This window comes from Halalkalibacter alkaliphilus, assembly GCF_023555415.1.
Classification (GTDB): domain Bacteria; phylum Bacillota; class Bacilli; order Bacillales; family Bacillaceae_D; genus Halalkalibacter; species Halalkalibacter alkaliphilus.
The window spans coordinates 33833-58177 of the sequence record NZ_JAKRYL010000015.1; the positions used below are offsets into that span (position 1 = coordinate 33833).

Annotated in this window: 26 protein-coding genes; 16 read left to right on the forward strand and 10 right to left on the reverse strand. The window is 36.9% G+C overall.

Features of this window, described 5'->3' with window-relative positions:
- Positions 1-130: 130 nt before the first annotated feature.
- Complete coding sequence (locus MF646_RS14700; RefSeq protein WP_338035499.1) at positions 131-952, forward strand: ABC transporter ATP-binding protein; 822 nt, start codon at positions 131-133, stop codon at positions 950-952.
- A 165-nt stretch (positions 953-1117) separates the two neighbouring features.
- Complete coding sequence (locus MF646_RS14705) at positions 1118-1627, forward strand: cupin domain-containing protein (RefSeq protein WP_250097270.1); 510 nt, start codon at positions 1118-1120, stop codon at positions 1625-1627.
- Between the two features lie 93 nt (positions 1628-1720).
- Here the strand turns inward: MF646_RS14705 and MF646_RS14710 are convergent, their stop codons facing one another.
- From MF646_RS14710 to MF646_RS14725, 4 genes are all read right to left on the reverse strand, one after another.
- Positions 1721-2083: a DUF4363 family protein gene (locus MF646_RS14710; protein WP_250097271.1), complete on the reverse strand. Its 363-nt coding sequence runs from the start codon at positions 2081-2083 to the stop codon at positions 1721-1723.
- Between the two features lie 21 nt (positions 2084-2104).
- Positions 2105-2833 (reverse strand): DUF421 domain-containing protein, encoded by a 729-nt coding sequence (locus MF646_RS14715; RefSeq protein ID WP_250097272.1) that lies wholly within the window; start codon positions 2831-2833, stop codon positions 2105-2107.
- Positions 2834-2988: 155 nt separating this feature from the next.
- Complete coding sequence (locus tag MF646_RS14720) at positions 2989-3330, reverse strand: YolD-like family protein (protein WP_250097273.1); 342 nt, start codon at positions 3328-3330, stop codon at positions 2989-2991.
- Positions 3327-4556 (reverse strand): DNA polymerase IV, encoded by a 1230-nt coding sequence (locus MF646_RS14725; protein WP_250097274.1) that lies wholly within the window; start codon positions 4554-4556, stop codon positions 3327-3329. The genes MF646_RS14720 and MF646_RS14725 overlap by 4 nt, the downstream gene beginning before the upstream one ends.
- Before the next feature lie 185 nt (positions 4557-4741).
- Between MF646_RS14725 and MF646_RS14730 the strand changes: the two genes are divergently transcribed.
- The 6 genes from MF646_RS14730 (at position 4742) to MF646_RS14755 (ending at position 10299) form a co-directional block, all read left to right on the forward strand.
- Complete coding sequence (locus MF646_RS14730) at positions 4742-5002, forward strand: metal-sensitive transcriptional regulator (RefSeq protein ID WP_250097275.1); 261 nt, start codon at positions 4742-4744, stop codon at positions 5000-5002.
- 37 nt (positions 5003-5039) lie between these two features.
- Positions 5040-5648, forward strand: a complete 609-nt coding sequence (locus MF646_RS14735; RefSeq protein ID WP_250097276.1) for a polysaccharide deacetylase family protein — start codon at positions 5040-5042, stop codon at positions 5646-5648.
- 132 nt (positions 5649-5780) lie between these two features.
- Positions 5781-6851, forward strand: a complete 1071-nt coding sequence (locus MF646_RS14740; RefSeq protein ID WP_250097277.1) for a polysaccharide deacetylase family protein — start codon at positions 5781-5783, stop codon at positions 6849-6851.
- A gap of 199 nt (positions 6852-7050) precedes the next feature.
- Positions 7051-8118, forward strand: coding sequence for an SDR family oxidoreductase (locus MF646_RS14745; protein WP_250097278.1), 1068 nt, complete (start codon positions 7051-7053; stop codon positions 8116-8118).
- A 25-nt stretch (positions 8119-8143) separates the two neighbouring features.
- A complete protein-coding gene (locus MF646_RS14750; RefSeq protein ID WP_250097279.1) occupies positions 8144-8938 on the forward strand; it encodes an alpha/beta fold hydrolase in 795 nt (264 codons plus the stop codon).
- 266 nt (positions 8939-9204) lie between these two features.
- On the forward strand, positions 9205-10299 hold the full coding sequence (locus MF646_RS14755) for a PRK06851 family protein (protein WP_250097280.1): 1095 nt from the start codon (positions 9205-9207) through the stop codon (positions 10297-10299).
- 97 nt (positions 10300-10396) lie between these two features.
- On the opposite strand, the gene asnB is transcribed toward MF646_RS14755, so the two are convergent.
- Complete coding sequence (gene asnB / locus MF646_RS14760) at positions 10397-12286, reverse strand: asparagine synthase (glutamine-hydrolyzing) (RefSeq protein WP_250097281.1); 1890 nt, start codon at positions 12284-12286, stop codon at positions 10397-10399.
- A 155-nt stretch (positions 12287-12441) separates the two neighbouring features.
- Here asnB and MF646_RS14765 point away from each other — a divergent pair, with 155 nt between their 5' ends.
- Positions 12442-13062 carry a restriction endonuclease gene (locus MF646_RS14765; protein WP_250097282.1) on the forward strand — a complete coding sequence of 207 codons (621 nt, stop codon included), beginning with the start codon at positions 12442-12444 and terminating at the stop codon, positions 13060-13062.
- Positions 13063-13178: 116 nt separating this feature from the next.
- Here MF646_RS14765 and MF646_RS14770 read toward each other — a convergent pair whose 3' ends face one another.
- Positions 13179-13319 (reverse strand): YrzI family small protein, encoded by a 141-nt coding sequence (locus tag MF646_RS14770; RefSeq protein WP_338035500.1) that lies wholly within the window; start codon positions 13317-13319, stop codon positions 13179-13181.
- Between the two features lie 214 nt (positions 13320-13533).
- Complete coding sequence (locus tag MF646_RS23450; RefSeq protein ID WP_250097284.1) at positions 13534-14826, reverse strand: glycoside hydrolase domain-containing protein; 1293 nt, start codon at positions 14824-14826, stop codon at positions 13534-13536.
- Positions 14827-15118: 292 nt separating this feature from the next.
- Between MF646_RS23450 and MF646_RS14780 the strand changes: the two genes are divergently transcribed.
- Complete coding sequence (locus MF646_RS14780) at positions 15119-16015, forward strand: EamA family transporter (protein ID WP_338035501.1); 897 nt, start codon at positions 15119-15121, stop codon at positions 16013-16015.
- A gap of 49 nt (positions 16016-16064) precedes the next feature.
- Here MF646_RS14780 and MF646_RS14785 read toward each other — a convergent pair whose 3' ends face one another.
- On the reverse strand, positions 16065-16328 hold the full coding sequence (locus MF646_RS14785; RefSeq protein WP_250097286.1) for a DUF6154 family protein: 264 nt from the start codon (positions 16326-16328) through the stop codon (positions 16065-16067).
- Positions 16329-16474: 146 nt separating this feature from the next.
- On the opposite strand from MF646_RS14785, the gene MF646_RS14790 reads away from it, so the two are divergent.
- From MF646_RS14790 to MF646_RS14800, 3 genes are all read left to right on the forward strand, one after another.
- Entirely contained in the window at positions 16475-17206 is a 732-nt protein-coding gene (locus tag MF646_RS14790; RefSeq protein ID WP_250097287.1) for an ATP-dependent DNA ligase, read from the forward strand.
- A 143-nt stretch (positions 17207-17349) separates the two neighbouring features.
- Positions 17350-17580, forward strand: coding sequence for a DUF1450 domain-containing protein (locus MF646_RS14795; protein ID WP_250097288.1), 231 nt, complete (start codon positions 17350-17352; stop codon positions 17578-17580).
- A 307-nt stretch (positions 17581-17887) separates the two neighbouring features.
- Positions 17888-18499 (forward strand): pyridoxamine 5'-phosphate oxidase family protein, encoded by a 612-nt coding sequence (locus tag MF646_RS14800; protein WP_250097289.1) that lies wholly within the window; start codon positions 17888-17890, stop codon positions 18497-18499.
- 73 nt (positions 18500-18572) lie between these two features.
- On the opposite strand, the gene MF646_RS14805 is transcribed toward MF646_RS14800, so the two are convergent.
- A complete protein-coding gene (locus tag MF646_RS14805) occupies positions 18573-19019 on the reverse strand; it encodes an Rrf2 family transcriptional regulator (RefSeq protein WP_250097290.1) in 447 nt (148 codons plus the stop codon).
- 365 nt (positions 19020-19384) lie between these two features.
- Positions 19385-20635 carry a hemolysin family protein gene (locus tag MF646_RS14810; protein WP_250097291.1) on the reverse strand — a complete coding sequence of 417 codons (1251 nt, stop codon included), beginning with the start codon at positions 20633-20635 and terminating at the stop codon, positions 19385-19387.
- A gap of 268 nt (positions 20636-20903) precedes the next feature.
- Between MF646_RS14810 and MF646_RS14815 the strand changes: the two genes are divergently transcribed.
- The 3 genes from MF646_RS14815 to MF646_RS14825 all read left to right on the forward strand — a co-directional run bounded on the left by MF646_RS14815 (position 20904) and on the right by MF646_RS14825 (position 24338).
- Entirely contained in the window at positions 20904-22181 is a 1278-nt protein-coding gene (locus MF646_RS14815; RefSeq protein ID WP_250097292.1) for a cell wall-binding repeat-containing protein, read from the forward strand.
- Positions 22182-22266: 85 nt separating this feature from the next.
- Positions 22267-22962, forward strand: coding sequence for a response regulator transcription factor (locus MF646_RS14820; RefSeq protein WP_250097293.1), 696 nt, complete (start codon positions 22267-22269; stop codon positions 22960-22962).
- On the forward strand, positions 22959-24338 hold the full coding sequence (locus tag MF646_RS14825; protein WP_250097294.1) for a sensor histidine kinase: 1380 nt from the start codon (positions 22959-22961) through the stop codon (positions 24336-24338). Before MF646_RS14820 ends, MF646_RS14825 begins: the two co-directional genes overlap by 4 nt.
- The last annotated feature ends 7 nt before the right edge of the window (positions 24339-24345 follow it).

The following is a 24345-nucleotide window of genomic DNA, read 5'->3' on the forward strand; positions in this document are numbered from 1 at the left end:
AGAAAGTGATTTGTAAATTATTCCAGGGGAACTTATGGTTTTTTTAAAATCTTATAAGATTCAGTTTGGGGGAAAGTGACATAAATAGTTTAACGCTATACAATATATTTATATCGGGAGGAGGAAAATGATGACAGAACAAGGAGTAGTTTCTTTAAAGAATGTTTCGTGGCAAAGAGAAGGAAAATCAATTTTACATAATTTTTCATGGAATGTCACTCCTAATGAGCATTGGGTCATTTTAGGATTAAATGGTTCAGGGAAAACATCGATCTTACAGTTGTTAATGGGATATCAGTGGGCATCAAAAGGGGAGATTCATGTACTTGATCAAAAATTTGGACAGGCTAATATTCCAGAGCTTCGCAAATCGATCGGCTGGGTCAGCGCCTCTATTGATGAACGTTATGCTGCAAGGGGGAGGGATACGGCCCTTGACGTTGTCCTAAGTGGAAAACATGCGTCCATTGGAATTTATGATAAAATTACTAGTGAGGATGTTTCAGAGGCTACACTATTGCTACAAGAATTAAAGATTGAACAATTATCGGGGCAAAGGTTTTCGAGTCTTTCACAAGGAGAAAAAAGACGAGTCATTATCGCCCGAGCTTTAATGGCAAAACCAAAAATACTTATTTTAGATGAGCCATGTAATGGATTGGATATATTCTCACGTGAACAACTTCTAGAGACGATTCAATCGTTAGCTGAAACAAAGGGAGGACCAACTCTTCTTTATGTGACACATCATATTGAGGAAGTCGTCCCTGCCATTTCACATGCATTATTACTTAATAACGGGTCAATTGTTGCAAAAGGAGAAAAACAATCGACGCTAACTGAAGAAAATTTGGAAAAAACGTTTCAACTTCCTTTGAGATTGAAGTGGGAAGAAGACCGCTTATGGCTGAGTATTCAATCAAAGCAAACAGTAACGGATGACCAGAAGTAGAAAAACGTCTTTTTTAGGGCCGTAATTAAGTATTTATGCCTCCGTGCAGCGTTTGCAGGTAACTAAAATCGTCTTTTCTACAATTTAGTAAGTTTGTTCTTTGTTGATTCTTTTCCTTGCATTTGGTTTACTTGGTATAGTGACTATTAGAAATGAGGGTTTGGTATGAAGGACTATCAGGCAGAAGATTGGATTAAGTATCTTGAGCTGGAGGCTCATCCTGAAGGCGGTTTTTTTAAGAGATCGTTCCGTTCTACGGAAGAAGTGCCTGGAAGAGAAAGAATGCTTTATACAAGTATTTATTTTTTATTACGAACCGGTGATGTTTCGCATTTTCACCGTTTACAGTCGGATGAATTGTGGTATTTCCATGCAGGGAATTCGTTATCCGTACATATTATTCATGAAAATGGAGAATACGAGGAAGCTCGTTTAGGTTTAGATCTTGAAAAAGGAGAAGTACCTCAAGTGTTAGTACCGAAAAATGCAATTTTTGGTTCATCCCTGTCACAGGAAGAAGAGGGAGCTTTTTCTCTTGTCGGTTGTATGGTATCGCCGGGGTTTGAATATGAAGACTTCGAACTTTTCACACAAAAAGACCTTCTAGAAACATACCCACAACATGAAGAGATTATTAAGAAACTAGCTTATGTAACATTACCTGAAATGGACTGAGGATAGTAATCATTGGGGGAATTGAATTTATGGACGATTCGTCCACCCGAAAAGGTGTGATATCTTTTTCGGGTTTTTTGTCTTTTGTATATATTAGCCGAGGTTTTCCCAAAGCTCGTAAAAAGAATATGCTTCTACTAAGGTGACATTAGCATCATTTGCCTCTATTGCTCCTTCCATGCGAGAGAGAATTTGGCTCACTTCGGAGAGGGACTCTTTACCTACACTGTATTGAATACGTTTTGAGACAATGGTCCAGGCTTTTTTTGTGTATGTATGTTCACGCTTTGCTTCTTGCCACTCATTTCTTTTTACATGCTGTTCAATGTTTTGAACGGATTTTAAGAGCTCATCTTGATCTCCCATTGGCTCTTTCAGCCAACCTCCACTAATCATCAAAGTTAAACTTACTAGGATAAATGTTACCGGGACAGCGTATAAGAGTGTTTTTCGCAAGAGTGATGCTCCTTTTTGCTATTAGTAAGGTCCTTTATAATCACTAATATCATTTGTTTTTGTTGTGTGATCATCAAATAAATCTACATAGAGTGTGTCGTTCGGTAAGATGGCTGCATAGGAGAGTTGTTTTAAATCTTTGATTCCTTTTCTGTCTAGTTGTGTTTGGACCCAAGCAAGATCCTTCTTGCGCTGTTGTAAATTTTGTGGAAGCAATAGTCCATCGATGATGATTTCTGTTGTTAATTTAGCTCTGCTCACCTTGATGTGCAAATCTTTCTTCTGTACATATTGAAATTCGGATTTTCTTAGAGTTGACAACGTTCCATCGGGCTCTAATAGAGCAACTTCTACTTCGGTAAGGTCAAAGATATTTTTGCTGCGGAGCTGTACCATTAGTTCATCTTTTGTTAAGCGTGACTTCATTAAATTGTTTTCTAAAATCTTTCCATCTTCTATGACGGTTACAGGTTCGCCATCAATCACTTTTGATAAATAACGATTTTTAATATCGGTAATTTGAAGAAGAATAGTAAAAACAATAAAGATCGTTAAGGCTAGCCAGTGATTTAACGCTTTTGATGAAGTATCGGTAGCCATCGTTCCAGCAATCGAGCCAATTGTAATTCCATTGATATAATCAAACATCGTTAAGTTTCCAATTTGCTGTTTTCCTATCAACCTTGTGTAAACGAGGAGGGTAAAAAAAGTAATAACTGATCTTATGATTACGACAAGTGTCTCGTTCATTTGTGTCCTCCATTTTTACTGTATGCGTGTAATATTTCCCAGTTATACCTAATTTATGTCAGTGGATAGAAGGGAATAGAAAAAGCAGCTAGACCGATGTAAGTTCTAGCTTCTAGAAAAAGTGATACGAAAAAAAGAACAGCAATGCTTACGAGTTAGAGTCGGACGACTGATTTTAAGCAATCAATCGCAATGTAAGTTGGTTCATCTCCAGCTTTTACTTTTATTTTCTTACAATGCCAGTCAATACGATCGACAATTCCTATAAGTGCATAAAACATTCCATCTTGCCAGTAGGTGATTTGAACATCGAGCTCATGTTTGAGTGAGTCGGTCACAATAATGCCGATTTCTTCTAACTCTTGTTCGTCTAATTCGGGCTTTGCGACTTTATTTAGTTCCATTCGCCGCTCAAGGAGAGCTTCTTTATGCTCAGGTAAAAACATTCTACTGCTTTCCCAAAGAAGGTTTCCACGGTGTAAATGCTGCTCGTTCATTTATAATGTCCTCCTATCTTTTTGGCACGTTCAAAAGCCTGACCAGCCTTTGTCAAAGAAGAAGCTCGAATGAGAGCTGTTGTGCCATATTTCTCTTTTATTCCGTCCATCACGTAGCCTAGATCGGTCTTTTTATCTCTTCCTGTATCAAATAGGCTAAGTTGTAGCTCATCATCACGACAAAGTTTTGTTAAGCTAACAGCCAGTCTTCGAATCGGATTTCCGTCCCAAAATTTAAGAAAGATCTTTTCAGCGACACGAAAGATATCCATTACGTAGTTCGTTGGCTCATATAAAGTTGCTTGACGATGAAAGCCGCTTCGTATTTCATAGCTAGCTCCGCTGACACTAACGGTTACGGTTTGCCCCATCACGTTTGATTTTCGTGCTCTCATACAAACTTCTTCACAGAGCTCAAGTAAGACAACGCGTATTTCAGCAAGTCCTATGTAGTCACGTGGAAGGGTCATACCATGGCCGATCGCTTTTTGTCCGTCGTGAGAAGAGGTTGTGACAGGGGAAAAGTCCTCGCCGTTAGCTGTCATAGAAAGAACATGCCCATTAATCCCCCACTTGTCCTGTAGACGTTTTAAGGGAACAGCCGCTAATTGACCAATTGTACGAATTCCCATATTCCGTAAGTGACCCGCCATTCGACCCCCAACTCCAAACATCTTCTCAACGGGCAGGGGCCATAATGTTTTTTCTAATTCTTCTTTTTTTAACCAAAAGATACCGGATTTGTTTTTCTTAGAAAAATGATCACAAGCCATTTTAGCTAACACTTTATTTTCTCCGATTCCAATACGCGCTCGAACCTTTGTTTTCTCCCAAATTTGTTGTTGAATCTTCTCAGCCATTTCAAGAGGAGGACCAAAAAGCGTGTGACTGCCGGTTACATCAATGAATTGTTCATCAATCGAAAAAGGCTCTACTAAATCGGTATACTGCTCTAAAATATTTGTAATCTCAACAGAGATCGTAATGTAGTCTTGCATTTTTGGAGGGACTACAACTAAATCAAGACATTTTTGCTCAGCTTCCCATAAGCGTTCGCCATTTTTGATACCACTTTTCTTTGCTAGAGGACAGGCGGCTAAAATAACTCCCGAACGCCGTTTCGGGTCTCCAGATACAACGAGCGGTTTGTCCTTTAAATGAGGGTATCTTGCTTTTTCAATAGATGCATAAAAAGATTGCATATCAACAAGAAAGATTGTTTTCATTGAATTCACGCTCCGAATTAAGAACAAATGTTTGTGTTATCATTATATGCGAAAATACGTTCGGTATTCAACATACATTTTGTGCCAAGTGTATAATGAAGGTTAGCAGAAGTTGAAAGTGTGAAGGAACGTAGGATATGATGGTATAGGATTAGGTTCGGTGTATTTTAGAAAGGGGAAGTAAAATGAAATATAATGATCAAATGAAAAATAGAGTAAAGCGTGTAGAAGGACAAGTGAAGGCATTAATTCGTATGATGGAAGAGGAAAAGGATTGCAAAGATCTTGTAGCTCAAATGTCTGCTGCAAGAAATGCACTAGATCGAACAATTGGACTTGTTGTGAGCACGAACCTAGAGCAATGTGTCCGTGAACAAATAAACAAAGGCGAAGATACGGAAGAAATGATTCAAGAAGCGGTTAATTTGTTAGTGAAAAGTAGATAGATAGAAGGAAGTGTAACAAATGCAAAAAAGTCCATGAGTGGTTACTACCGAGGTTGTGTACAACTCAAAAGAAGCAAGTGTCTTATCAAATATGACAAAGTGTAACAAAACAGGAATCGTCTTAACATTTGATGATGGCCCGAGTAGATACTTACCCCAATTTCTAGACATTTTAGAAAAAGAGGGAGTGAATGCAGTCTTTTTTTGGCAAACCAGATTGCTCCACCATAATAGGCCATGGAAGCGTGTACTTAATGATGGTCACCTAATCGGTGCTCATACCCATCGTCACCCAAATCTGACTAAGTTGAGTTTTGCTAAGCAAATGCATGAAATACAAACGAGTAAAGAAGCAATCGAAACCATCACAGGGCAGACCGTCAAGTATTTTAGACCTCCTTTTGGACAGTACAATCGAGATACATTGAAGATCGTGGAGTATTTACAACTACAGACGGTTATGTGGGATATTTCATCCTTTGATTGGAATTTAAAACAAGATCCTAATCAAATTATAGAAAACGTGGTCGGTCATGTTCAAGATGGTTCAATCATTCTTCTACATGAACTGGAGCAAACACTTTTAATTTTGCCAAAACTAATTCAAAAGCTAAAAAAGAAAGGGTACCATTTTTCTACGCTGTGATTCCGAACAAGCGAACCAATCGTTTTAAGCAGAAGAAGGGACTAAAAAAGTAAAAACGGCTTTTTTTAGTCCCCTCTTCATAAACCTCCTGGAATAGGAAAGACTAAACATACTTGGTCAGGAGGAATTGTTATGCTAAATAAAAATGGAATACTCATCCTTTTTTGCTTCATTATTTTGGCCACTTGCTCTGCCCCTGCATTGGCACAAGAGTCTCAGTTGCCAGAAGCGCCGATCTACATTGACAATCAGCCCTTTGAGACACGCTACATAATGAGAGACGGTCACTTACTCGTCCCAGCGTTATTTCTAAAACATACTGGTGTCAAAATTAGTTGGAATAAGCAGTATCGCTCTGTTGTGTTTAAACACAAAGACATTCAATTTGCTCTGCCCGTAGGAAGAGATTATGCCGATGTCTACGGTCATGCCACCGGGACCTGGAGGCGTCAAAGTCTTTCAACGAAAACAATTGAATTTAATGGTGAGGCATTTGTTCCACTTATTGATGTCGTTCGAAAACTTGGGATGGACGTAGCGTATCAAAGAGAAAGGGGCCATACATTTATAACAACAAATATTCCAGTGGCTCCAAGTGCTATATACAGAGGAGATCCGGCAGTGAAACAAGTAGCTCTCACTTTTGACGATGGGCCGGATAGTTATTATACACCGAGAATATTAGATATCCTCAACCAGAAAAATGTTCCGGCAACTTTTTTTGTCATGGGCCAACAAATAGAAGAATTCCCCGCTATGATGAAGCGAATTGTAAGGGAGGGACATGGGATAGCTAATCACACATGGAGTCATCCCAATATCCCGACTGTTATGACATCCACGTTAGTAGATGAAATACAATCGACTCAAAAAGAAATGATGAAAACAGTCGGTAGAATGCCGGATCTTTTCCGCCCACCATATGGTGCATTGACAAAGTCGGACCATATCGTTCTAGATGAGATGGGGATGCGAACCATTATGTGGTCTGTTGATACAATCGATTGGAGTGGTCAATCAGCAGAGGAAATACTGCATATTGTACGGCGAGATATTTCACCAGGCGGGATTATCCTTCAGCATAATTTTCAGTCGGATGCTCGTCTTCTCGATGGAACGGTAGAGGCTCTGCCAAGAATGATCGATGAGCTACAAGCACAAGGATACGAATTTGTTACGGTGCAAACACTTTTAGAAAAGTAACACAGAGGCTACTGAAAGGGAAAAATACCCTTTTTAGTAGCCTTTTAGTTTTGACCCCACTTATTAGGAGATAATTTGTAAATTTATGTTATAAAAGAATAAGACTTCACATAATTGAAAGATTTACAGCACGATTATGTTGGAAATGTTGTGTATAATGGCGGTAACTCATGAAAGCGGATAACGAAAGGGGAACTATATGAATATATTTATCACAGGTGGAACAGGCTTCTTAGGTACCCAATTTATCCAGGAACTACTAGATTCAGATAACAGAGTTTATGTGTTAGTAAGATCAACTAAGAAGAGCCAAACTTTATTAAATAAAATTCCGAAACATCAACATTCACAAGTAGAGATAATAGAAGGACATCTTGCGGACAATCACCTAGGAATCTCTAAGAAAGATCAAAGCAACCTTAAAGGTAAAATAGATGCTTTTTTTCATATAGCGGCACTGCTATCGTTCGATTTTAAAATGGCCGATCAATTGTATGAAGTAAATGAAATGGGAACAAAACATTCATTAGAGTTGGCTAAAAATATTGGCGTGAAATCGTATTATTATATTAGTACAGCTTATACTCTAGGAAAGAAAAACGCTGCTGAGGAATCATTACATGAAATGGACCAAGAATTTAATAATCCATATGAGGAAACGAAATGCAAAGCTGAGCATATCGTTATGTCTTATAGTGAACATATGAACGTTTCAATTTTTAGACCCTCCATTATTGTCGGTCATTCTGTAACTGGTAAATCGGATTCTACTTTTGGATTATATGGGTTTATGAAAGGGCTTGAAATATTCAAGAAAAAAGTATCTAGAGCAGGGAACGATAGCGGTAAAAGGTATAATATTATTGGAAATCAATCGGGTACTCAAAATTTAGTACCAGTAGATTATGTTTGTCGTGTTCTAATGGCTGGATTAGAAAAGGCAAAAAATAAAACAATCTATCATGTTACCAATCCTAACCCTCCAGTAAATCATGAAGGGCTAAAAATGATAGGAGAACTACTAGATTTCCCGAATATTCAATTTAATTCGAGAGAAGATACTTTATTAACGAAAGAGGAAATGGTTTTAAATGAGTTCGTATCAAATTTCACCATTTATGTAAATCGTGATATTGATTTTAGCATAACCAATACTCAACAGCTGCTAAATGCGACAAATAACCAAGTATTAAACATGGATAACGAAATGCTACGGACAATTATCGACGGATATAAAAAACAAGATAAGACACCAGTTTTAGTATAAATTTTGCTCATAAAAAGGAGAATGCATGTTATATTACAAAACGTATGAGGTCTCGCCTAAACACGAATGGATTGTTATGATACATGGGTTAGGTGGAAGTTCGACCATTTGGTATAAACAAATAAAAGACCTGAGGAAGCATTTTAATTTGCTATTAGTGGAACTAAGAGGACATGGAAAGTCCTCTAATAGAAAAACAAAGGATGAAAGATATACTTTTGCACAGGCTAGCAAGGACGTAGTAGAAGTAATGGATCATCTAAATATAAAAAAAGCCCATTTTATGGGGATTTCTTTAGGTAGCATTGTCATTAGAAATATAGCCTACTCCTTTCCGAAAAAGGTGAAGTCCATGATCCTCGGAGGTTTAATTATAGGATTTAATCTTCGCTCTAGAATCTTAATTACTGCAGGAAATTTAGTAAAAAAACGAATACCTTATATGTGGTTGTATAATTTATTTGCTTGGATTATGATGCCAAGAAAACAACATGAGGAATCAAGACAGTTATTTGGAAGAGAAGCAAAAAGGATGAACCAAATGGAGTTTATAAAATGGTTTCGAATAACAAGTGATGTGGACTCGAATCATCAAGAAATCCAGAATAAAGACTTAGATATACCGACATTATGTATCATGGGAGAAAATGATTATATGTTTCTTCCAAAAGTAAAAAAAGAAATTAATCACACATTTCCTGGTAAGTTAATCGTCATAAAAGAAAGCGGGCACGTTTGCAACGTGGAAGCACATGAACATTTTAATGAAGTTTCGTTAGATTTCATAAGAACAAGTAGCGAAAACCAGATAGCTGGATAAAAAGGCATGGCTTCGTTTAAATGAACGCATTTCTGTTATTTTAGAATTCCCTATACAATAGTGGAATTCTTTTTTTATTGACGTTTTAACTAATATGGTTATGGGATTATTACAGAGCGACCAGGCTTGTTGTTACAAGTGTTAGAAGAGGTAGAGGATAATCTAACAAATGGCATGTAACATTAAGTTTGAATTTACTTAGGTTAGGCAATCACCCTTGTAAGAATACTTACATATGTTGTGGTAAAGGCGGAAAGGGTGATTAGATGAAAGGAAAAGTTCAAAACTTTTATGCAGGAGGAAACACAGCGAAAGGGTTTTACAGTTTATATGATTCTGCATTAGAAGATTTAGAGCGTCTTTTTATTTTAAAAGGAGGGCCAGGGACTGGAAAATCCTCTTTAATGAAAGCAGTTGGACAACAAATGGTAAATAAAGGTATTAATATTGAGTTCTTACACTGTTCCTCAGACAACGAATCGATTGATGGAGTGATTATTCCTGACTTTGGGGTTGGAATTGTCGATGGTACCGCTCCTCATGTGATTGAACCGAAAGCACCTGGTGTCATTGAGGAATATGTGAACTTAGGAGTGGCGTGGGATTCAAACAAATTGCAACAGCATAAAGAAGAAATACTTACATTAAACAAAAAAATCTCTGCAACCTTTCAAACTGCTTACGATACATTTTCGGAAGCATTAAAGGCACATGATGATATTGAAGATATCTATATTTCCAATATGGATTTCAAGGAAGCGAATCAACTTACGGATGAGTTAATTTCTCGTTTTTATGGAGAGAATTCAGACACAAAACAAGCGAGAGTAAAACACCGTTTTTTAGGCGCAGCTACTCCAAACGGAGCAGTAGATTTTATTCAAAATTTAACGGAAGATATTAGCAAACGCTATTTCATTAAAGGAAGAGCAGGGTCTGGAAAATCGACGATGCTAAAGAAGATAGCAGCTGCAGGTGAAGAGAGAGGATTTCATGTTGAAGTGTATCATTGCGGTTTTGATCCCAATAGTTTAGATATGGTCATTGTAAGAGAGTTGGGTTTTGCCATTTTTGATAGTACAGCTCCGCACGAATATTTCCCTGATCGTGATTCAGATGAAATCATTGATATGTATGCAAGGTGTATCACGCCAGGTACAGATGAAAAGTTTGCAACAGAAATCGAGAAAACGACCAAACCATACAAAGACAAAATGAAAGAAGGAATTTCCTATTTAAAAGAAGCAAAAGCGCTCCGTGATGAATTAGAAGCTTTCTATATTGAAGCGATGGATTTCACTAAAGTAGAAGAGATTCAAAAAGAGATTTTAGCAGAAATTGAACAATTTGTTGGAAAGTAAGAGTAGAATTTGATCGATTGACAATGGCTACGTTCGCTACTTATCTTGAGAGGAGAAAACTCACTCCTCTCAAGGCTTACAAAAAATGTAGCTCGTCTTACGTAGTAACTGGTACTTTAGGTTCATTCAGTAAACTGTGATTCCAAGCATTTTTTTCAATATAGAGGGAATGCCATACCATAAAGCACAAAATCACCCAAATTTTTCTACTGTTATCCTTTTTCCCTTGTACATGCTCGTCTAATAATTTTATTGTTTCTTCCCTTTTAAATAAATACTCTGTTGGACTAGTTAGTAAAAGGTTCCGGGCCCAATCATAAAGCTCGTCCTTTAACCAGTGACGGATTGGTACAGGGAATCCAAGTTTTTTTCTGTGCAAGACGGATTCAGGAATAAACTCACTCATAGCCTCTCTTAACACGTACTTCGTCGTTCCGTGAGAAATCTTAGCATAAGTAGGGACCTCACTTGCCACAGCAAACACTTCTTTATCTAAAAAAGGAACTCGTAGTTCAATGGAATGAGCCATTGTCATACGATCTGCTTTAACAAGGATGTCGCCAGGTAGCCACGTATGAAGATCAATGTATTGCATTTTTGAGGAGTCATCAAATAGAGCCGCTTCGTCGTATAGATTTCTTGTCATCTTCATAAACGGATTAGATGTATCATAGACGGTAAGTAAGTGCTGTTTTTCAAGCTCACTCAAAATGTTGGCATTTCCAATATACCGCTCAGACAACGGAGTGGTTCCTCTTAACAAATAGCTTTTGCCTTTCGTCCCTTCAGGCAATCCTAATGCCACTTTATGCAAAAGGGATTTCATAGACCCAGGCATATAATTAAACCAATTTAATGCCAATGGCTCGCGGTAAATATTATAACCACCAAATAATTCGTCTGCTCCCTCACCAGAAAGGACAACCTTTACATGCTTACTAGCTTCTTTGGCAACAAAATAAAGAGGAACGGCAGCAGGGTCTGCAACCGGATCATCCATATGCCAAATAATGTTAGGAAGCTCTTGCATAAATTCTTCCGGTGTAATAATCTTGTGGATGTTTTCTACTTGTAATTTCTCGGCTGTATCCTTAGCAATATCAATTTCACTAAAACCTTGATGGTCAAATCCAACAGTAAACGTCTTTAAGTTAGGATTGTGTTGTTTAGCTAGTGCAACGATACTTGTAGAATCAATACCAGATGACAAAAAGGCACCAACAGGCACATCGCTTCTCATATGTTTTTCGACTGAATCTAGTAAAACATCTCTTGTTTTTTTAGAATAATGTTTCATGTTTTCTTTGACAGGAGTAAAGGTTTTTTTGAAATAGCATTCTATCGATACCTTTTGTCCTGGTGAAGTGAGCAAATAATGTCCTGGAAGAAGCTTTGAGATTTTATTCGATAAGCACAAAGGTTCAGGAACATATTGATAAGTTAAATAATGTTGTAAGGCCTCTTTTGATAATTCATCTATTGAGATATAGGAATGAATGCTTTTTTGCTCTGAAGCAAAAAAGAGACGATCCTCGGTCACAGTATAATAGAATGGTTTAATTCCAAAAGGGTCTCTTGCTGCAAAAAGCGTTTGTTCAACTTTGTCCCAAATAGCAAATGCGAACATTCCACGAAGCTCTTTCACACATTCAATCCCATGTGAAGCGTACATTGCTAGCAAAACTTCTGTATCTGAATCAGTTTGAAATACAAAACCTTCAGCTATAAGGCTATTTCTAAGTTCAATATAATTGTAGATTTCCCCATTAAAAACAATGTGGTATCTATTTTGCAAAGACATAGGTTGAGTCCCGTGTTCGAGATCAATAATACTTAATCTTTTAAAACCTAATTGAACATGTTCATCTAAAAAGTGTCCTGTCGAATCAGGACCTCGGTGATGAATTGCTTCAATTGCTTTAAACCATGTATGTGAATCAATTGCGGGCATATCCTTCTTTCTACATTCACCTATGAAACCACACATTTATATCCCTCCAGTAAACTTCCATTTAATATGGCTATATAAAATATACTTTATTTTTCGGAAATTACCAGCATTATTTTAATAAATTTAGAAGAATAGAAAAATGTTTGCCAATTTAGTGTTTTGTATAAACTTAATAAGTGGAGGTGCTACGAATGGATATACAAATTAATCTGCAAATGATGACAGTAATTGGAGCTATATTAATCACGCTCATTGCGGTAGTAAATTGGATTCGTCTTAAAAGTAAACATAATGATTTTGCAGAGCTTCTTCTTGATCAAATAGAGCGTGATTTGGAGTTAAGGAAGACTCTTGCAATGGGATTGTATATGCGCTTTAAAAAAGAAGAGTCAAGTAGTGCCACGACATATAGCTCGAACTTTTTAAAGGAAGACCCTCTTTCTTTTGAACATTTTGTCGCTGATATTATTGAAGCTAAGTATGGGGGAGAGATGTTTGTAAGTAAAGCAAGTGGAGACTTTGGCGTGGATTTTGAAAATAGGAGAGAAGATGGCCTTTATATGGGGCAGGTAAAATGCACGAATAAAGATGTAAATTTTGAAGCCATTGCGCTCGTCCATTCAAATATGGAGAAATGGGGAGCTGTTGGAGGTTATGTGATTACAACGTCAAGTTTTACAAAAAAGGCAGTTGAATATGCGGATGGATTAGGAATCGAGTTAATAAATGGGGTGGAATTGGTTACGATGTGGCTTGAAACGATGGAAAGTGATACGGCCTATTTAAAGCAGCTAAATCCATCGGATATTTAAAATGGGTGAAAGAGTGAGATAAAGACGGGGCTTTGAAGAGCTAACTAGCAGCCGTGAGAAGTGATACCATACCACTCACGGCTTTACAAGTTGGCCTATTGCTGTTTTATTAAAATCTAATTCCAGTACTTAGTTCTGTAGTGGTCTACCTGGGCTAGAACATGATTGTCATGAATAATTTGCTGTAACTCTTGTTCCGTATATGTTCTTTTATGAATTGTTATTGTAAAAAGTAGAAAGTGAAACGTCATATCCATTCCTCCTTTACATATAGCCTTATAAATAAAGGATATAGCAAAAGGAAGAGAAGGTCTTCGTACTAGATGCTGAAATTATCTACGACTTAAGGAGGAGGTGCCGAATAATTTAAATAACAACCAAAATAAAAAGGGGCTATCCCTAAAGGTCGAAACAGAGGGGGCAATGGCAAGGTCAAAAACAGAACCTTTTAAGACACCCCCCTTTAGTAAATTACCATAGGACATCTAGAACGTTTCCATCAAATATATTTGTATCAATGTTACACGTTTCGGCATCAAGACCGTATTGCCAACCACCGATTAAAGCTCCATCAGGGTAACTAGGATTATATGCTGGCGCATTTTCTTCTGTGGTAATGCCTTCATTTGGAGCTGCGGTCCATACATACATTTCATCTAGAATACTTGGATCAGAATCTACAGCGGCTTCAAATGCTACATACAGTTCTTCACTTGGGTCAAAAATTCCGTAAATTCCAGAACTGTATTCTGATTCTGAAACAACGTCATGCCAGCCTTGGATAAACGCCGAATCAATAGGGTAAATCGGTTCTACATTAGCGAATAATGCTACCCCTTCAGGTATCCCGAAGTCTCTTGCCATTTCAAGCGCTGCATTTGCATGGTCTTGCCCATGTTCATATCCTGTACCATCGTTAAAGTGGTTATAAATAACAAGGATTTGGATATTCTCAGAATGGAGCAAATTAACCTCTTCAGCGGTTAAGCCATACGAAGCTCCTTCATTGGTACCTAAATAACGGCCCCACACTTCGGGGTCACCAAAGTTATTACGAACGCAAGCAAGCATATCTTCTGTAGTAATACTGGCTGAATCAACACCCCATACCGTTTCAGGGGTTTCTTCGTTTCCGTTCCCATTCTCTCCAGTCCCATTGTCTCCGTTGTCAGAGTCTTCACCATTTTCAACTTGGCCGTTCTCTTCTCCGTTTCCATTGTCTCCGTTATTAGGTCCATCGCCGTCTTTTGTTGTATTTGTAATATGATTATTTATCTGATTTGTTACGTTTACATCAACACTAACGTTAATATCATTTCCGATGCTATTTGTGACATCATTGTTGTTAGTTTGAATGTTATTGTCGATAGCACTATCAACATCTGCACTTTCTGCGTCAATGTGATTTTGAATTGTATTATTAACTGAGGATTGGGTAGAGTTAATCGCATTTGTCACATTATTTTCTACATTGGAGCTAGAGGAGTTAATGTGATTTTCAAGAGAGTTATCGACTTCTCCATCATTTGCATTAATTGAGTTATCGACATGATTTGTGACATTGTTTTCTTTGGAGCCATTGTCACCGTTACTGGAATTTGATGATTCATCCTCAACTAAATCGGTGTGTTCTACTTGTGAATCATCGGAAGAAGCAGTAACTGGTATAGATGTATTGGATTGACTAAAAAAGGTAAGGGAGAAAAGAAATAAAAGAGAAACGACCCCAAGAACGATAAATGATACGTTTGATCTATTTTTCACTTTTTCACCACCTTTGTTATTCGAAAGTATCATACGTAATGAGAAAGATTTCGGTGAAGGAAATAGGCATTTACCTTGGATAATTGATGTGATTGAACGAAAAGGAGAGTATAATTGAAGAATCAAATGTGGAGAAAGCTATACTTGTAAATACATATATTGAAGTACGAGGAGGAATTTGAGGTGCAGCTTGAACGAGTGATTTGCGAAAAAAGAACGTACTCGAAACAATTTGATACACATGACCATGCATATGGTCAATTATTGTTTCCCCTTCAAGGAGGAAGATAAATTGAAAAATGTTTCCGTATTGTTAGTGTTAATTGCTGCCGTGTTATGGGGGACAACAGGTACAGCACAAACTTTTGCTCCTGAAAATGCAAATCCGGTTGTAATTGGTGCCGTTCGACTAGCGGTAGGGGGTCTTGCACTGCTGTTATTTGTTGTCTTTCAAAGAAAATTAACGTTGAAAAATTGGCCATTCGGTGTAACGCTCGTAGCTGCATTAAGTATGGCTGCATATCAGCCCTTGTTTTTTCAAGCGGTGTCGATGACAGGAGTAGCGATAGGGACAGTGGTTGCAATTGGCAGCGCTCCGATTTTAGCCGGTATTTTAGAGTGGCTTGTCAGAAGGAGATTGCCAAATAAAAAGTGGTGGTTGGCTACGGTGGTGGCGATTACGGGAAGTTTGCTCCTTTTTTCAAATACAAATGAGGGTGAAATGAGTCTCAGTCCTCTTGGAATCATTATGGCACTTGGAGCAGGATTATCCTTTGCCATATATACACTTGTTAGTAAGCAGTTATTAGAACGACACGCGTCCGAAGTAGTTGTGGCAATTGTATTCACCTTAAGTGCAATCATGTTAACGCCGATTCTTTTTATTTATGACTTATCGTGGTTGTTTCAAGTGAATGGAGTTGGAGTAGCTCTACATCTTGGCATTTTTGCTACTGCCATTGCGTACCTCCTCTTTGTCCGCGGTCTTACTGGAATTACAGCCTCTTCTGCTGTAACTTTCTCACTTGCTGAACCGTTAACGGCAGCAATGCTTGGGGTCTTTCTTGTCGGAGAATATTTACCGTTATTGTCATGGATTGGTGTTGGATTGTTATTTGTAGGGCTTGGAGTCCTGTCCTATACGCCGAAAAAGGCGCCATCAAAAAAAGTAGATAAGCAAATATCCTAGTTACCGGTGAATGAAAATGCGTCTATAAACGGACGCATTTTTTCTATGATTAATGATAAAATTTCACCTCGTCATGGTCATCTCGATTTCTTGTTTGGCCGATTCCTTCTTCAGCAACTTTTATTCGAAATTTCTCATATAAATACAACGCTAGCATTTCAAATCTCTCTTGATCCGGCATATCGTCAACCAACTTTTTTATATCTCTATCATTGAAATCATGCAGAATTCCGTTAATAATGATTAGCGCATCTTCTTCATCCCCAGTTAAATGATTTTTATATAGTTCATACAATTCATCAACAAATTTCATTTTATTTTCACTCCTGCTTATTATGAAAGATACTGTTAGGGTGAGTTGAACGAACCGCATTTATTCCTAAATTTTTACTAACTTCCAATTGCTCACTAATGAAATGAACAAATAGCCCATGTAAGATAAAGTGGGAGGTGGTGCATATGTTTATTTCGCCAATGTTGTTACAAGAATCAACTTCTCCGCCAGAAGATTATGCAAATGTCATTACTGAATTAAAATTAGATGGGGTTCGGCTAATATATAGTAACGTATCAGGAACCCCAAAATTATTTACTAGACATAGTCTCGAGGTCACTCACTTATTCCCAGAAGTTACAAAGGTTCCTCTTCCAAAAGGAATTGTTTTAGATGGAGAACTCATCTCAGTAAATTCACAAAACAAACCAGATTTTCCACGTTTGATGGAAAGATTTAGATCCGATAAGGTGAATACAACAATTCCAATACAATATGTAGCTTTTGATCTGTTATTCTATAAAGGGAAACAAATTACTCAGCTGCCACTTATTAAACGGAAAACATTATTAAATGAAGTTATCCCAACAGATACAATCACAGTTGTGACTTCTCAATGGGTAGAGGGCAATTCTAAGACGTATTTCGATGTTGTAAAAGATTACGACCTTGAAGGGATTATTGTCAAAAAACCGCAATCGAAATATCAAGCAGGAAAACGTTCAAAAGACTGGTTAAAAATTATTAACTATAAATACAGAATGGGAAAACGTTCTGAGCTGGTCGGAAAAGAGACAGGACTTCTCTTATATAATCAAGTAGGATACAAGCTTCAGCATATGAAGTTCAAAACCCAAAAAAATAGAGAGAAGCTATATGAAAAATATCGACAGTTTCTCAAAAATAATATTAGTTAAAAATTGACTCCGGTGTATCAGAGGGAGTCAATTTTTAATTTATAATTATCAGATTGTTAAGACTATACATATACGTTTATAGATGATATGATAGCATTAGTGAAAATGATTATAATTATCAATAAGTGATAGGAGAAAGAGCCATGCGGAAAGTCTATTTCTGTAAAGAGAATGAATTCAAAACAAAGAAAACATACAAGACTCTTAAAGGAAAGTATCCTAAGGTAACAATTAAACGAAAAGGTTGTCTCGGTAAGTGTAAAACGTGTAAGAGCTGTCCATTTTCTTTAGTCGATGGAAAAGTATTTTCATGTGAAACCGGAGATGAACTGTATAAAAAATTAAATAAACAGCTTAATAAAATATCCGTATAAAAATCTTACGAAAAGCGGGGATGTCCCAAAAGGTCAAAAACAGGGGACGCAATGGCTGAGTTCGCTACGCGTCTTGAGAGGAGAAACCCACTCATCTCAAGGCTTTTAAAAGATGTAGCGACTTCGCTCATTGCTTCGGGGTGTCTCAAAAAGGTCAAAAACAGACCTTTTTGGGACACCTCTTTTTTGCTGGATCTAAAATACATGTTAGATAATCTTACATCATGTGCTTTTTTGTTTGGATATCCAGTTAAGATGAAGGAAGATACGTTTTACCTAGTTCAGTAGTGAAAAGGGGTTGAACAAATTGTTTAAACAATCGGGAGAACAACTTTTACAGGAAAAATACAATACTGAAAAGCGTGCTAAGGCATTTTATAACAATCAGATGTTATCACATTTAAATGAAACGATGAAGGAATTTATTGAAGCACAAGAGATGATGTTTATTTCAACTTCTAATAGAAGTGGGAAATGTGATTCATCCTTTCGTGCAGGTGAAGCAGGATTTGTCAGAGTGATTAATAAAAATGTGGTTATGTATCCAGAATATCGGGGCAATGGCGTTATGGCAAGTATGGGTAATATTATGGAAAACCCTCATATTGGTTTAATGTTTATTGATTTCTTTCATAGCCGCTACGGTTTGCATGTGAATGGGAAAGCTTATATATGCGAAAATAAGGAATTAGATACCTTACAATTACCAAAGAAGATGAAGGAAGATATTCTACTAAGAGAAGGAGAAAAAGCGGAGAGATGGGTTGTTATTGAAGTCGAAGAGGCATTTATCCATTGTTCTAAGCATGTCCCCAAATTACAAAAAATAGATAACCTAACTAGTGGTTTGAAAAATAAGAAAGGAGGAGATTTTTTCAAAGTGAAAGAAAGCAAAAAGCAGGATAGAGTTAACCGCTGATGGAAAAGCCTGAAATAAAGCTTAACTATTGCTAAAAGATTAGTTAAGCTTTGTTTCAGCTTTTTTTAGCTCATTAGGCATTCTGCTCATGAAAAGTAAAAATTTCAAGTAAATCATGTTTGTTTGTAATTACATCAGCTAAAGTATATTTATCGAGAACACTTAGATAAGCTTGAAGTGCCTCATTTAATGCGAACTTTAACTTACAAGCAGAGCTGATAATACATGTGTTATTTTTCCGGTCAAAACATTCAACAAGATGTAAGTTCTCCGTTTTTCGAACAACAGATCCAATATTAATATCTTTTGGGTCTAAAGCTAATTTTATCCCACCATTCTTTCCTCGAATCGTTTTAATTAATCCAAGTTGACCTAATTCATAAACAACTTTACTCATATGGTTATTAGAAATGTTGTAGATTGTTGCTATATCCTTAATCTTTGCCAATTCAAGGTTATCTCTTGTACTTAAATACAAAAGAGTACGTAATGCATAGTCAGTATAACTAGTTAGATGCAAGGGACTCACTCCTATTAACACGATATTGTTATAGTAAGAACGTATTCATAAGCGCAATTCAACCTTCATCCCGAAAGAACAAAGGGTTACGCTTTCTTATACACCCATCGTACATGAAATGGAGAAGATTGTCTGTAATTAAGTATCAATTAGTTAAGGATAAACGAAAAAACTGTGTCAGATTAAATAACATTAAAATAGTTTTAATTGAAAATGAAGTTATGAAAGAGGAATAACGGAGAGCACTGAAAAGGTAAAACCGGAGGCCACTAAAGGAACTTGAAAATGGGGCCCCCCCCCTTTTTCAAGTTCCTCTGATGAATGCTCAAAAATAGCTTGTAAGACAGAAAAAGAAGCTTGCTTCATTAAGAAGAGTGAATCGACACTTTGATTTGCCGTAATCTTTTGTCATCGGATGCTTCCACTTGGAGGTCCACATGTTCATACGTAAATTGCTCACCCTCCCTAGGAATGCGCTCGAATCTCTCCGTTAACCAGCCGCCCAGAGTGTGGTAAGAAGAATTAGGTAATTCTACATTTGTTAACCTCGCAAAATCATCAAGGGGAAAATCGGCAGAGATAAGATACGTATGTGAGTCAAGTTGGCTAAAGGGTTTTATCTTTTCGTCGTGTTCGTCCCAGATTTCTCCGACGATTTCTTCTAGTATATCTTCGAGGGTGACAAGTCCAGCAGTCCCACCGTATTCATCAATCACAATCGCCATATGGGTTTTTTGTATTTGAAGCTGTGGTAATAATGTTGATACTTTCATTGATTCCACTACAAATAAAGGATCACGTAAAAGATCAGTTATTTGCGTTTCACTTTTTATAAGTAGTGATTTAAGAAAATCTTTTTCCGAAAGAATACCGACGATGTTATCAATGCTTTCCTCAAAGACGGGAATGCGAGAATAATGTTCACGGAAAAATACTTCTTTGATGTCGTCAATCGAACTTTTTACGTTTATCGCTACAATGTCTGTTCTTGGTTTAATAATTTCTGCGACAATAATGTCATTAAACTCTAGTGAACGATGAACGAGTTCCTTTTCGTGACTTTCAATAACTCCTTCTTCTTCACTAATGTTAATCATCACTTTGATTTCTTCTTCCGTCATAGAAGGATGATGCTCCTTTTTTCTTATAAACCTTGAAACCCCTTTGCGCAATTGGATAAAAGCCCATGTAATTGGTTTAAATATAGTAATCAAGAGAGTCATGATCCCTGATGTTTTCAAAGTATAGGACTCAGCATATTCTTTTGCAAATGACTTAGGTAATATTTCACCAAATATTAAAACGAGAATAGTCAGCACAACAGTACTAATAAAAACCCCCATATTAGGACCAAACAATTGTATAGCTAACTGCGATGATAAGGTTGCAGCTGCAATGTTTACTAAGTTATTACCAACTAAAATAGTAGATAACGCCTCATCAAAATTGTTTGAAATATGTAAGGCTTTTTTGGCACCTCTAAAGCCTTCATCGCTATAATTTTTTAAACGTATTCTATTTACACTTGAATAGGCAGTTTCAGCAGAAGAAAAAAAAGCAGATATAGCTAATAACGAAATTAATAACATTACGATACTTATGGGTACTTCAGACAAAATATCACTCCTCCTAAACAGATAAAGAAGGCTTAGAAAATTCCAATGTAAGAATAATTACTTACGTAAAGTATTCCCAACTTCAGATTGTATTAATAAACAATCACACAGAAAGAAGCCGTTTTTCCAAATAAAGTATGGATATAATAGGAGAAACCATTACCATTTTTGCACGTTTAATGAAAAGCTCGAATCTTCATTTTTTCTACATAAATTTTAAGTATGATGTTTCGTGTAGACATTTCTGAAGTCGAGAGGAGTATGAATAATGAAAGTTACAAGAAAAGTATTGATTGCCAATTTGTTAGGAGCAGGAATCATACTAGCAGGTTGTGCTAATGATGAAACAAGTGAACGTCATCATGAGGACCATCAAGAAATAGAAGAGCATCACGAACATGAAAATCATCATTCTAGTAACAACTCACGAGAACAGGTTGAAAGTGAGGGGGCAAGGGAGCCTAATACTTTTAATGAAAATGCCATGAACGGTCTTGTTGTAGAAAATACGAAGAATATTACACGAATTAATGAGGAAGATCCTGTAACTGCCTCACTATTCGTATCACAAACAGTATGGCCCGCAACACATGAGCAAAATCAACCAGGAACAGTTATTTTAGCTCCGGTTGATAATTGGCAATATTCGTTAGCTGCATTAACGTTGGTTCATCACCCGAATGATGGTCCATTGTTATTTGTTGAAGAAAAAATATCGGATCCTGTGTTAATGGAGATTAATCGCCTACAGCCAAAAGGGAATGACGAAGGAACGCAAGTGTTAGTCATTGGAGATTATGATGAAAACGAGTTAAGCAAATTGAATGGATTTGAAGTAAAACAAATTGTAGGTGAAAACCCAGCTGATTTTGCGGAAAAAATAGAACAATCTTTTTTTGAAACGATCGGTCATGTACATCAAGCTGTTATTATTGGATCAGCTGATGATGCTGCTAAAGGATATACGGTCCCAGTTGGCAACTGGATCGCTCATATGAACGAATCACTTTTATATGTAGAGGCAGATGCAGTCCCACAAGAAACAATAAAAGCATTAGAAAAGCGTGAAGGACAAGCACAAATTTACATTGTTGGTTCAGAGGAAATTATATCTGAAGAAGTAGAAAGGCAACTTGAAGAGTACGGAACGGTTCAACGCATTTCCGGTGATAACGAAATTAAACAATCTATTGCTTTTTCTTCATTTAAAGATGATAATAACTTCGGTTGGGGAATTACAACTCCTGGTCATGGATTAGTTTTTGTATCAACTAAAAGTCCTGAACTTGCTATTGCAGCCGCCCCGTTTGCACATTTAGGAAAGCACGCACCGATGGTATGGTTAGAAGATGGGGAAGTAACGAAGTCGTTGTATGAGTATTTAGCAAAGTTAAAACCAGCCTTTACTACAGATCCAACGGAAGGTCCATATAATCATGGATATGTACTTGGATCATTTGACCTAATTCCATTTCAAACACAAGGAATCCTTGATGAAAAGTTAGAGATTGTTTCTTTGGATGGAAATGATCATGCACATCATTAATTAAATAGGAAAAGGAAGGTAAGGTACAATACAGTTACCTTCCTTTTCACTTCTTTTTAAACGCTCTCTGAAAAAGGGGATTAGAATGAAAAAGCTTTTAATAGTAGACGATGAAGTTCAAATGCATAAGTTAATTGCAGTTTGCTTACAAGAAGAAAATTATATCCTTGATACAGCCTCTTCTGGTAAAGAGGCTATTTACATGTTAGGCCAAAATGAATATGACTTATTACTATTAGATGTAATGATGCCAGGCGTGAGTGGATATGAAGTATTACAACATATAGAGAAGGAACAAGCAGCACTACCTGTCATCCTTTTAACGGCACTAGGGGAAACAGAAGATGTTGTTAAAGGGCTGAATTTAGGAGCAGATGATTATATAACGAAGCCCTTTGAACCAAGTGAGCTTAAGGCACGAGTTCAATCTGTGTTAAGAAGGTTCCAAAAAGCAAATACAAGAGAAAAAGTGACCAACCTGTATGGAATTACTTTAAATGAGAATCAGAAACTATTTATGATAGACGGTCAAATCGTTGGTCTTACTAGAAAAGAATATCAAATTTTTTTGCGTTTATTTTCAAATCCAGGTCAAGTATTTACACGAGATCAGTTATTAGAATTGGAATGGGATGATTTGGGAGAAAGGTATGATCGCAACATTGATACTCATATAAAAAATATTCGAGAAAAAATTAAAAATGCAGGCTTAGAAAAGCGAATCATCGAAACCGTTTGGGGAGTCGGTTATAAACTATCACAACCAGAGTCTGTACAATGAAACTTTCAACAAAGTTAATAATCCTAGTCTTTGTTTCATCTTTAATCGGTATAGTTTCGATGAGTGTAGCTTTTTATCAAGTGTCAAAAACATTCTATAAAAATCAGCTCCAGCAGGATATAGAATTCCGAATGCAAGCCCACCTGGATGTTATTGAAGATGATTTTTCATATCATACACTTCACCATGTTGTTCTTATGGAAAGAAGAGGTCCGGAAAGTTCCTTTATAATTTTCGATCAGAATTTCGGAGTGATCGATCATTCATACCCAATTGATTCTGAAAGGCTTATATTTTACCGAGATTGGGTTAGTCAAGTAGGAGCATCCAAAAAAACAGAATTTGTTGAAACAGTTGCTCATCACATTCCGCATATTTGGGCAGCGGTTCCTATTAAGCAAAACGATAAGGTTGTTGGCTATTTGTTTATTGATCAAGATACAGGAGAGTTTGAACAGGCTAAATCACAATTGTTATTCATTTCAATGGTTATGAGTTTCTTTTCACTACTGTTATCAGGTCTTATCACGATTTATTTATCAAAAAAGTGGACAGACCCGATAGTGAAAATTCGTAATTCAACAAGAAAGATTGCAAAAGGGGACTTTGAGGTTCAGTTAAAGGCAAAGGGAAAAGATGAAATAGCTGATTTGATGAACGATATTTCGTCGATGGCTGAACAATTGAAGGGTTATCGCGACTCCAGACAACAATTTTTATCAAATGTCTCCCATGATCTTCGCACCCCTTTAACCTATATCAAGGCCTATGCTGCGATTTTGAAAGACAAAAGTGATGTACGTGCTGATATCGGGGACCATTCAAAAGTGATTTATCAAGAAGCTGTCAGGATGGAACGTCTAGTGAATGATATCTTTCAGTTAATGAAACTAGATGAAGGGAAATTTACGATTGAAAAAGAGAACTGTAATTTAATTGAAATAGGTAAAAAGACGATTCAAAAAGTGAAAGTAGCTGCTTCTGCAAAGGAGCTTCATTTAGAATTTTTATACGAATCTAATGAAATCATGGCTACAATCGATCCAGAACGGATGGAGCAAATTATATTGAATTTATTAAATAATGCAATTCGACATACGCCCCCAAATGGGGAAATTACGCTAAAAATGCAACAGAATGAACATGAAATTTCAATTACCGTACGAGATAATGGAGAAGGTATACCATCTAATCAACTAAATTATATTTGGGAACGATTTTATCGAGTGGATCAATCACGATCAACGAGGCATGGTGGCAGCGGTCTAGGATTAGCGATTACGAAACAATTGGTTATTCTTCATGGAGGTGAGATCAAAGTTAAAAGTACGTTAGGGGAAGGGACAACATTCACAATTTTTTTACCAAGGAACTAGGGAGGGA